Origin of the sequence: Aliiglaciecola sp. 2_MG-2023 (assembly GCF_030548145.1) — a bacterium.
Taxonomy (GTDB): Bacteria; Pseudomonadota; Gammaproteobacteria; order Enterobacterales; family Alteromonadaceae; genus Aliiglaciecola; species Aliiglaciecola lipolytica_A.
Genome location: NZ_JAUORY010000046.1, coordinates 1 through 9,837, shown reverse-complemented (window position 1 = coordinate 9,837; position 9,837 = coordinate 1). Strand labels below are relative to the sequence as shown.

The window sequence follows — 9,837 nt, the reverse complement described above, 5'->3', positions numbered from 1 at the left end:
TGTTCTTCCTTATGAACCTTATACCTATAGCTTAGTTGATAGTGTCAAAGTGCTAGTCTAGTTTGTGGCTGTCTAAAAGGTCGTCTAAAAGGTCGTAATTTTTGCAACTGGAGAGATTCAAGTGATGCACAGCAAGGAGCCGGAGCTCCTTTAATTAAGCATTTAACCCATTGCTGGTTGCATATCTCGGTTGCGCATTTGCATATAGCTTAATGCCCACATAATAAATCCGCCAAAGAAAAGCATTGCTGAGGCGTAGCCAACTTCATTAAAGCTGGCGCCTGACGCTAGCATTGCGCCACCCACCATAGGTCCAATTGCATTGGCAGTGTTAAAAGCACATTGCACCAGCGCACCTATCATTGCATGACCTTTCGGCGAGACGTCGAGTAACATCGACTGGATTACCGCGGCCAAGCCGACACTTGCGCCCAACAAAAATACGGTAATATATAACCACCAAATATTACTCGCTGCAAACACGTACATTAGGGAAATGCCAACACTGCAAAGCAATGCTATACCTGTGGTACTGATCGGAGCATGATCAGCCAATTTACTGATCAGCAAATTACCAATTGTCGTTCCTACACCAAACATCATCATCGCAATAGAAATGGTAATTAAAGGAGTTTGTGTGACGTTTATAATGGTATCCGCTAAATAAGTATAAATGCAGAATACACCACCGAAACCAACAAAAATAATACCGGAAATTGACCACACTAACTTATTTTTCAGAACGGCAAACTCTTCGCGTAATTTGCTTGGTTCTGTCACCGGACAGCTCGGTACTAACCAATAAATTAACACCAACGTAATTAACGCCAATACAGCAACAATCGCCATACAGACTCGCCAGCTCATCGACTGACCAATTAAGGTTGCCATAGGGACACCCACAATGGTCGCAATGGTCAGGCCGGCAAACACTTTTGCCATGTAACTTGCGCGTTTACCCTTCGGTGCCATGCTCGCGGCTATCAGCAATGCGGTACCAAAATAAGCTCCATGGGGTAGGCCAGAGAGCACTCGATAAACTATAAGCTCAGTTAGGCTCGATGCAACTGCACTCAAACCATTGCCAAGCAGAACCATAGCCACAAAAATAATCAGGGAAGTGCGACGATTCGTTCTATTGGTTAACAACATAAATAATGGTGCTCCAATTACCACACCAATTGCATACGCACTAATCACATTTCCAGCTTGTGAAGGCGAAACATTATACGAGTCGGCGATTAACGGGAGCATCGACATCGACGAAAACTCGGTCAGCCCTAATACAAATGAGCCAAGTGCCATTATCAGAATGGGCCAAACCGTTGCATCCTGATTAGATTGTGGAGCAGACATACATTACCTTTTTAGACTTAAGTGACTAAGATCACAAAACGAAATACAAAACCCTTCCTCGTTTATCGTAAAAATAATCGAGGTACCCAGGCCAGCTTAATTATTGTAGGGATATTAGAACCAATATAAGACTGATTTTGCTAACCGCAACAGTACTTAGAATTGATGAGATTTTTATTCTTTGATGACGATATTATACGCTAAGAAATATAGGTAATTCTATGCTCTAGCCCGCTTATTTATAAGGTTTTTTATGAACTAGATAAAAGCGTAAATCCTAGTGTACGATTTATTAATTTAATTCACGCTGCGTTTACAATGACTTGTACTGTTTTAACAAATTCGCACACTGAACAAAGTCAAAACAAATTGGGCGCAAACACAAAATACGAATTTTGATTTTTGATATTCGGTTCAATTCTTAAAAGTAAAAGCTGGTTACTAAGAGAACCAATTAATAATAATGGTCTTATTCAAACAGCTTTTACCTTAAGCTCGTCTAAAGCGACAAAGTGCTAGTCAATTTAATGGCTGTCATGTAAATTGTAGGTTATAAATTTGATCTATTTAGCCCCTTTACATCGTTAATAATCGACAAACTAACTCAGTTAATTAAATTAGAATTGCCGACGTTAAATAGGCGTAACTATTAATAATTCAAAAATATTAGTGTTGTTTGTTAGCGTTATGCTCATGCTTAACTAAAATTGCAGTTATTGACACGCTTTGTGTTAATAGAAGGGATATATGAAACATTACATTCGCTTGGTTTTAATTGGCATCTTTACTGTTGTTATATCAGCATATTCTCAAGCGCAAGTCATTGAGCGTTCAGAACAAGAAACTCTGATATACCTTTCCGATTTGGGTGATGACAAGCAGACGTCACCTATGGACACTATTCAAACTCTTGACCCCATAATATCCCAAAGCAAACAAAGAGGTTGGCGCAAGGTTTATCTTGAAGCGATAACATTAAAAATTGAAAAACTGGTAAATCTAGAGAGAATTTCGGAAGCTCAGGAGCAATTGGGTGAAGTTATTCCAGTTGCTCAAGAATTTGATAATGCAGTTATTCTAGTGCGCTTGGCGATAGCCGAGTTAAACGTTCTCGAAAGGCAGGGCTACTCAGAGGAACTAAACAATAAATATCGTTTTTTACTTACTCAAGCGGAAACAATTCAAAACGAGGACCTTATTGGACAAATTTATTTAGCCGCGGGAAGAATGAAAAGTCGAGTAGGTGATTATACTGAAGCCTTGGTTTCGTTGCGAAAAGCCTACAATATTGCAGAAAAATTAAATGATCTTAGTTTTCTTGATGAGGTCTCAGGTGAATTAGGGACGGCGAACGTTCGACTGGAGAATTTTGAAGAAGGCATTGCCTATTATTTAAAATCACTTGAAATTAGTATTGAAAAAAATACGAGATTTGACCAATCAGTTATTTTGTACAATCTTGGAAAAGCCTACTTATTGAATGAGAACTTTTCTAAATCAAAAGAGATGTATGAAAAATCAATTATAATCAATAAAGAATTAAAAGATGATATCGGCCTAATGTGGTCAAAAAGAGGTCTTGCAGACCTTGCGATTAAGCAACATCATTGGTCTGAAGCGATAGAGTTGTATAATCAAACCGGCCCCTTTTTCGCAGCATTAGACGATAAAATGTCTGAATTTTGGTCTTACAATGGACTGACCGAAGCCTACATTGCGATTGAAGACATAGCTAAAGCGCAGACAAGTTTAGCGTCAAGTAAACGTCTCTTAAAGTTTTTTCCGACCTCAGATAATACCATCAGGTATCAGCAACTACTTGCAAATTTAGAAGCGTTAAAGGGAAATTATAAAACCGCCTTCGAGCTGACAAAAGACAATATTGAAATAATTAAAAAAGATCATTTTCAAAAGAAAAAGCAAGAAGTCGAAAGACAGAGAATTCAACTGGACTCCGAATTGAAAGAAACCGAAAACCGACTTCTTACAGAGAAAAACGAACGTCAAGAATACAAAATTGAACAACAAAACAAACAGCAAAAGCTATGGTATTTGGTGATTTTCATAATTGCCATCTCACTAATTATCGTCACGTATACTCTTTACAAACAAGTACAACTTAGAGATAGCTTTAAGACGATGGCGCTTAGAGATCATTTAACCCGCTGTCCAAACAGACGCGCTATTTTAGAGTATGCCAACAGTTGTTTCAGCGAGCCTGTATCAGAAGGGAAATCGCTAATCATAGCCCTAATCGATTTGGATAACTTCAAAAAATTTAATGATACATATGGCCATGATGTTGGTGATAATGTGCTAATCGCCTTTTCTAAAGCATGCAAAATGTCTATGCGTGATGATGTTAAATATGGCAAGTATGGACGTTATGGTGGTGAAGAATGGCTGATCGTTTTGCCTAATTGCACCAAACCAGTGGCTGAGAATATTTTTGCGCGTATCAAACATAATTTTTCCAGTGCAGAGATTGATGGAGTACCTAAAGAGCAGAATGTTACATTCAGTGTTGGGGTGCAACAGCTTGATAAAGGGAAACATAAAAACGTGGCAAGTATGATTTCTGCAGCCGATAACAAACTTTACACAGCAAAAGAACATGGAAAAGATAAGATCGTATTTTAATCAGTACATCAATCTCGGTTATTAAAAAACAAAATGTGTATGGTACAGTTTAGGTGTTGATTGCAATTTGATTAAGCCGGTCAGAAACTCCAACGTCCGCTTACTTTTAGACGTCAACATTTATAGTTTTTTTAGTTAACAACCTTTTCTAGTCAAGTTGTTAAACCTTCCAATAATTTTCTCCATCACGCCAGCTATCGGCACTTATATCCAGCGCTTAACCGATTGATCAAATAGGGTCCTCTTATTATGCCTGTCCAGTAATTTTCCACGTAACTTTATGCCTGTCCTGTAATTTCGTTATGCCTGTCCAGTAATTTCATTTCGTTATGCCTGTCCAGTAATTTCACGCAATTTCGTTATGCCTGTCCAGTAATTTCATTTCGTTATGCCTGTCCAGTAATTTCCCTGAGCCGCTATTTTTCACATCACATAGTTTGAATGTATTTAAAATCCGTTCGTACATATTTGCCCCACATTTGATTGTTAAGCTACTGATAATAAATTTCTGTGCTTAATTGAAACTTCTTGGGGAGTTAAATAATGAAAAATATCTGGTCGATTTTAATCGTTACTGTATGTGGCTTGTCGCTGAGCGCTTGTCATAGTGATAGTCGTCAATCACAACAGCAGTCCAATGTAAGTGAGTTTGTGTTAACCAGTGCTGATATGGTGGATGGCGGTAATTTACCCTTTACTTATACTTGTGATGGAGAAAGTGTGAATCCGCCATTAAGTTGGAGTGGTGCCCCAGAGTCCACCCAGTCATATGCACTAATAATGCATCATAATGCGCCAGATGGTGTGCATTGGTATTGGACTATGTACAACATCAATTCTGATGTAACACAAGTTAAGAGTAATGAAACACTTGGCTTATTGGGTACTAACAGTGTCAATGACCTGAACGCCTATGCTCCACCTTGTTCAAAAGGCCCTGGAAAGAAAAGCTACACCTATACAATTTATGCTTTATCTGCGCCAGTAAGTTTAAATGAAAATACAAAAGTAGACCGCGCGACACTTTTAGCAGCTATGCAGAATATTACCTTAGCATCTGCACAGTTAACTGTTAGTTACGAGCGCAGCAATAGAAATACCCAACGACTTGGCGCGAATTTGAGCCCCGCCGAGGCGCAAAGAGCAAAACCTAGCACTGAACATGAACTAACACCTGCACCATTTATTCGACCTGATTTGTCTGTCAATATTGATTCTACTCGCTGTCAAACAATTCAACAGTCTGTCAGAGATGCGGGGTTTGACAACGAGGTTGCGGTTATTTGTGATGAAGAGTATGCCTACGTTGTGTCTTCGACTTATCCTCAGCACGAGATGATGACAGGTATTACCGGTACCAATGAGCAAATTCCAGTACCAGCGCAACAATATGCCGCACCTATTAAACTTGAACCTAAAAAGGCGAAACAACTAACGACTATCGACGCCGCTGTCGGCGTAGCTGTAAATGGAGTGCCTATTTACGATTATTCATCGCAAGGAGAATTAGATGTAACTCAATACGATGCAAAACACGACACTTTTGCACTAGGGCAACTTGATATCTGCGGTGGTCATGCTGGAAGAGGTGATGACTACCACTATCATGTCGCACCTACTTGCATGCTCGAGACTATGAAAAATCAGGATGCGGATGCAATCATTGGTTGGGCGTACGATGGTTATCCACTGTATGGTGATACAAATCCAGATGGCAGTGAAATCGCCGAAGGTGACTTAGATGTGTGTAATGGCCAAGCAGATGATAATTTTGGTTATCGCTATCAAACCTCAGCGACACCCCCTTATATTATTCAATGTTTAGTCGGCGAGGTTGATACCACAAAATTGCCTAGAGTTGCTCCGCTAAGTGGTGATATACAAGGTATTAGAGCCGATCTTCGGCCACCGACTGGTGGTGTTCAAAACCTCATTTACACTGAATCTGAAGATGGCAGCCGCACTATGGCGTATTCATACCAAGGTAAAGACTATTTTACGACCTACAGTCCATCAACTCAGGGGGATGGCTGCTACGACTTTACTCAAAAGACTATTAGTAATGGCGGAAAAATTGAGCAAGGCTCATTTTGTCGAAGCGCTGATCAAAGAGATGATAAACCTCGGCCTTCAAATAAATCGAAATTAACAACAATTGAGTCAGTTAACCCAAAGATTTCAGGTGAGCACCATTTTAAATTAGAAGCCTGGGCGGATAATTGGTTTGCCGCTTATGTTGATGACAATCTGCTGATTGAGGATTCAGTGCCTATTACAACTGAACGCTCGTTTAATGCTGAGAGTATTACCTTTTCTACTGACTATCCTATCCAGCTTAATTTAATCCTCAAAGACTTTAAGCAGAACGATTCAGGTTTAGAGTATATCGGAGCTAAAAATCAGCAAATGGGGGACGGCGGATTTATCATGCAGATAACCGATACCGATACGAATGAAATCGTTTCGGTTACCGATAGTAGTTGGAAATGTGAGGTTCTTCATCGAGCCCCTCTTAATAAGTTATGCGAGCAAGAAGCGAACCCTATTGCTGGTCAAGGATATTGCACCTTTATGTCAAAAGATGCTCCTAATAATTGGTTGGACGCTGATTTTGATGACTCATCCTGGCCAAATGCGACTGAGCATAGTGCCGCATCTGTAGGTCCAAAAGACGGTTATGATGAAATAAACTGGGATAAAAATGCACAAATAATTTGGGGTGATGATCTTGAAACCGACAACACCTTAATTTGTCGTTCAACTATTCAACAACCCAAATAGTGGCGTAAAAGGATTAAATATGTCTGTATTTAAAAAATTGAAATATGCTAAATCCATTTGTTTATTAACCTACATTTTAATGAGTGTTGGCACGCCTTTAAGCGCCCATGTTTTAAATGAGACAACGGCACAAGTTGTTTTACGAGATGGCCAAGTTGAGGTGAAAGTACACACCGATATTGAGCATTTAATTTCGGCATTAAAAAGCGATCAAGCATGGTTGTTAGGTGATATTGATACGCTAATGCCCGAAAATTTAAACGCTAGTCAACAACAAGCGTTTATTGCTAACGCACTCAAACAAAAAATGAACCTAATAGTAAATGGTGAATTGATTGTTTTTGAAACTGCAACTTTCGATAATAATAGTGAGCTTGATAAGAGTAGGGTTCACGATAGAGAAATAGTCTTTCAAGCACGACATAGTTTTGCGCAAGTGTCTGAGCTTTCTATTTCTTTTCATAAAAGTTTAGGTGCAGTGCATACCAGTGTTGTTAAACCACAATATAAATTACTCGGTGCAGGTGAAACAGCCCACATTGTATTTTAGAATTGAGTCTATCGAATGAGGCTTACTTAACAAGGAATTTAAGTAAGCAAAACGTTCTCAAATATAGGTTAGTAGCTTAATTGTAGCCAAATAGTCAGTATGCAATACTGCAACACAAGCATGAAATTAAGATCTCAACGATTAGAGAGTCGATGAAGTTAATACACAAGTTCTTTTTAGCCTTTTTCATCACCAATATTACCCTCGTTGGGTTGATGTTCGTGTTTATATATATGAACTTTGCGGCTGAGTTTAATCGCTTTGTTGAGCAAGAAGAACAAAAGCATGTTGTTGAAGTAAAACAACAACTCGTGCAATTTTATACACAATTAGGTAATTGGGAGCCTATAAGTCAGAATGCTGAGTTATGGCGCTCTATCGTTGATCCTAAAAACAATCCAAGTGGCGCTAACGGCAAACATCAAAATAAGCACGAGATTACCCCTAGCGTCTATACCGAACAAAATATTAACGAGAAAAAATCACCCTCGTTATTATGGTCAAATCTTCCAGCTGATTTACTGCAAACTGGCAGACGGATTAGCTTATATGACCAAAATGAAAATGTCGTTGTTGGTCGTGCTAAATTAACCGAAAATCCGCGTGTAGAGCCAATTCTATTAAATAATAACATTATAGGCTGGGTAGGCTTAGTACCTTCTAGTTTAGTTGAAAATAGCTCGGTAAATGCCTTTTTGTCAGCCCAATTTAATAGCTATTTTACTATTACGCTTTGCGTTATTTTACTCGCTTTTATTATGGCTATTGTTTTATCTAAACATTTAACTAAGCCGATAAATCAGATTGTCGTTGGCACCAACGAGCTTAAAAAAGGTAATTACGAAAGTAGGATTTCAGCTCTTACTCAGGATGAATTAGGAACTTTATCGAATAATTTTAATGAGTTAGCTTACACTCTAGAACACAATCAACAAATGCGCTTCCAATGGGTTTCAGATACCTCTCATGAATTGAGAACTCCACTTACTGTGTTGCGCTCCCATTTATTAGCCGTGCAAGATGGGGTGTTTAATGCTGACGCTAGTCGTATTAAATTATTGATTAATCAGGTGGATAATTTAAATCGAATTGTGGATGACCTTGCCCAATTAGCCAACAGTGATACGGTTAATCTAACTTACAATGACGTGGCCGTTGATGTCATCGACGTACTACAACAAACGTTTGAAAGTTATACCGCACGCTTTCAGAAACACAATTTAACGGTTAATAGTGACGCTTTGAATAATGCACAACCTTGCATTGTAAATGGCGACAAAGACCGGTTACAGCAATTATTTTCAAACTTATTAGAAAACACTTGTCGATACACCCATGATGGTGGACAGGTGAATATAATAATCCACAGAATAGAGAACAAGCTTGAGGTGATTTTACAAGATTCAGCTCCTGGACTTTCATCTAAAGATCAAACTAAATTATTCGATCGTTTTTATCGTGTGGAAAAATCTCGAAATAGAAATTATGGAGGCTCAGGTTTAGGTTTATCGTTGTGTAAAAAAATAGTTGAAGCCCATGGAGGGGATATTTCGTTGCAAGATTCACCTTTCGGTGGCTTGGAAGTAAAAGTAACAATCCCAGTGGTAGGTTAAATCCAATGACAACTCCCAAAATTCTGATTATTGAAGATGAAGAAAATATTGCTGAGGTACTGATCGCCTACTGCAAGCAACAAGGCTACGCCACTGAGCACTTTGACCGAGGCAGTGGCGTGGTCAACTTCGTAAAGCATACTCATGTTGACTTTATACTGCTGGACTTAATGCTGCCAGAAGTCGATGGCATTACCATTTGTAAAGAAATAAGAAAGTTCTCGAATGTGCCAATAATTATGATAACCGCCAAAATCGAAGAAGTAGATCGCTTACGCGGATTAAACCTCGGTGCTGATGACTATATCTGCAAACCCTTTAGCCCCAAAGAAATTATTGCCAGAATACAGGCCGTGTTAAGAAGAGTTGCGCCGCCTAAAACCAATGTGATTCAGCAATCCGGTTTTGAGCTCTATAAAGATGATTTTGTTGCTTTATTCAAAGGGAATGACATCGGTTTTACCGCCGTGGAATTCAAAATCTTCCTGCTTTTTATAAGCCACGTAGGTCGTGTATTTACTCGCGAAGATATTATTAACAAAATCTATAATCACTCCTCAGATATGTCAGACCGCAATATTGATACGCATATCAAAAATATACGCAAAAAAATAAATGAAATTGAAGCTGGATTAAACCCTATTTCAGCAGTTTATGGCGTGGGTTATAAATTTAAGGGGGAGTAGTATGACGTGGACAGGCATCTTTCAGTATTACGTGGACAGGCATCTTTTATGGTAGTTAAAATTGAAACCCATAATTTTTACTGGAGTCTGATGAAAAGTATGAATGCGTTCGTAATTTAGGTAAATACCTATACAATCATCGGTTTCTGGGAAATGGGCGCTATTGAGCTGAATTTAGTGTAGGTTGAGGCCTGTCTCTTGTGCAAAGAAA

The 9,837-nt window shown here is 38.9% G+C and carries 6 protein-coding genes; 5 read left to right on the top strand and 1 reads right to left on the bottom strand.

The window, feature by feature from the left end:
- Positions 1-162: 162 nt before the first annotated feature.
- The gene (locus Q4567_RS21930; protein ID WP_216047957.1) at positions 163-1,356 is read right to left on the bottom strand and encodes an MFS transporter; all 1,194 of its coding nucleotides are present in this window, start codon (positions 1,354-1,356) and stop codon (positions 163-165) included.
- 747 nt (positions 1,357-2,103) lie between these two features.
- Between Q4567_RS21930 and Q4567_RS21925 the strand changes: the two genes are divergently transcribed.
- From Q4567_RS21925 to Q4567_RS21905, 5 genes are all read left to right on the top strand, one after another.
- Positions 2,104-3,996: a tetratricopeptide repeat-containing diguanylate cyclase gene (locus Q4567_RS21925; RefSeq protein WP_303502436.1), complete on the top strand. Its 1,893-nt coding sequence runs from the start codon at positions 2,104-2,106 to the stop codon at positions 3,994-3,996.
- A gap of 543 nt (positions 3,997-4,539) precedes the next feature.
- Complete coding sequence (locus Q4567_RS21920; RefSeq protein WP_303502435.1) at positions 4,540-6,777, top strand: YHYH protein; 2,238 nt, start codon at positions 4,540-4,542, stop codon at positions 6,775-6,777.
- A 19-nt stretch (positions 6,778-6,796) separates the two neighbouring features.
- Positions 6,797-7,327, top strand: coding sequence for a hypothetical protein (locus tag Q4567_RS21915; RefSeq protein ID WP_303502433.1), 531 nt, complete (start codon positions 6,797-6,799; stop codon positions 7,325-7,327).
- Positions 7,328-7,479: 152 nt separating this feature from the next.
- The gene (locus Q4567_RS21910) at positions 7,480-8,940 is read left to right on the top strand and encodes an ATP-binding protein (RefSeq protein ID WP_303502431.1); all 1,461 of its coding nucleotides are present in this window, start codon (positions 7,480-7,482) and stop codon (positions 8,938-8,940) included.
- A gap of 5 nt (positions 8,941-8,945) precedes the next feature.
- Positions 8,946-9,626, top strand: a complete 681-nt coding sequence (locus Q4567_RS21905) for a response regulator (protein WP_216047952.1) — start codon at positions 8,946-8,948, stop codon at positions 9,624-9,626.
- The last annotated feature ends 211 nt before the right edge of the window (positions 9,627-9,837 follow it).

Excerpts from the sequence above, each read along its gene's own strand:
- Q4567_RS21910 (WP_303502431.1), top strand. The coding sequence starts at position 7,480 with ATGAAGTTAATACACAAGTTCTTTTTAGCCTTTTTCATCACCAATATT.
- Q4567_RS21930 (WP_216047957.1), bottom strand. The coding sequence starts at position 1,356 with ATGTCTGCTCCACAATCTAATCAGGATGCAACGGTTTGGCCCATTCTG.
- Q4567_RS21905 (WP_216047952.1), top strand. The coding sequence starts at position 8,946 with ATGACAACTCCCAAAATTCTGATTATTGAAGATGAAGAAAATATTGCT.
- Q4567_RS21925 (WP_303502436.1), top strand. The coding sequence starts at position 2,104 with ATGAAACATTACATTCGCTTGGTTTTAATTGGCATCTTTACTGTTGTT.
- Q4567_RS21920 (WP_303502435.1), top strand. The coding sequence starts at position 4,540 with ATGAAAAATATCTGGTCGATTTTAATCGTTACTGTATGTGGCTTGTCG.
- Q4567_RS21915 (WP_303502433.1), top strand. The coding sequence starts at position 6,797 with ATGTCTGTATTTAAAAAATTGAAATATGCTAAATCCATTTGTTTATTA.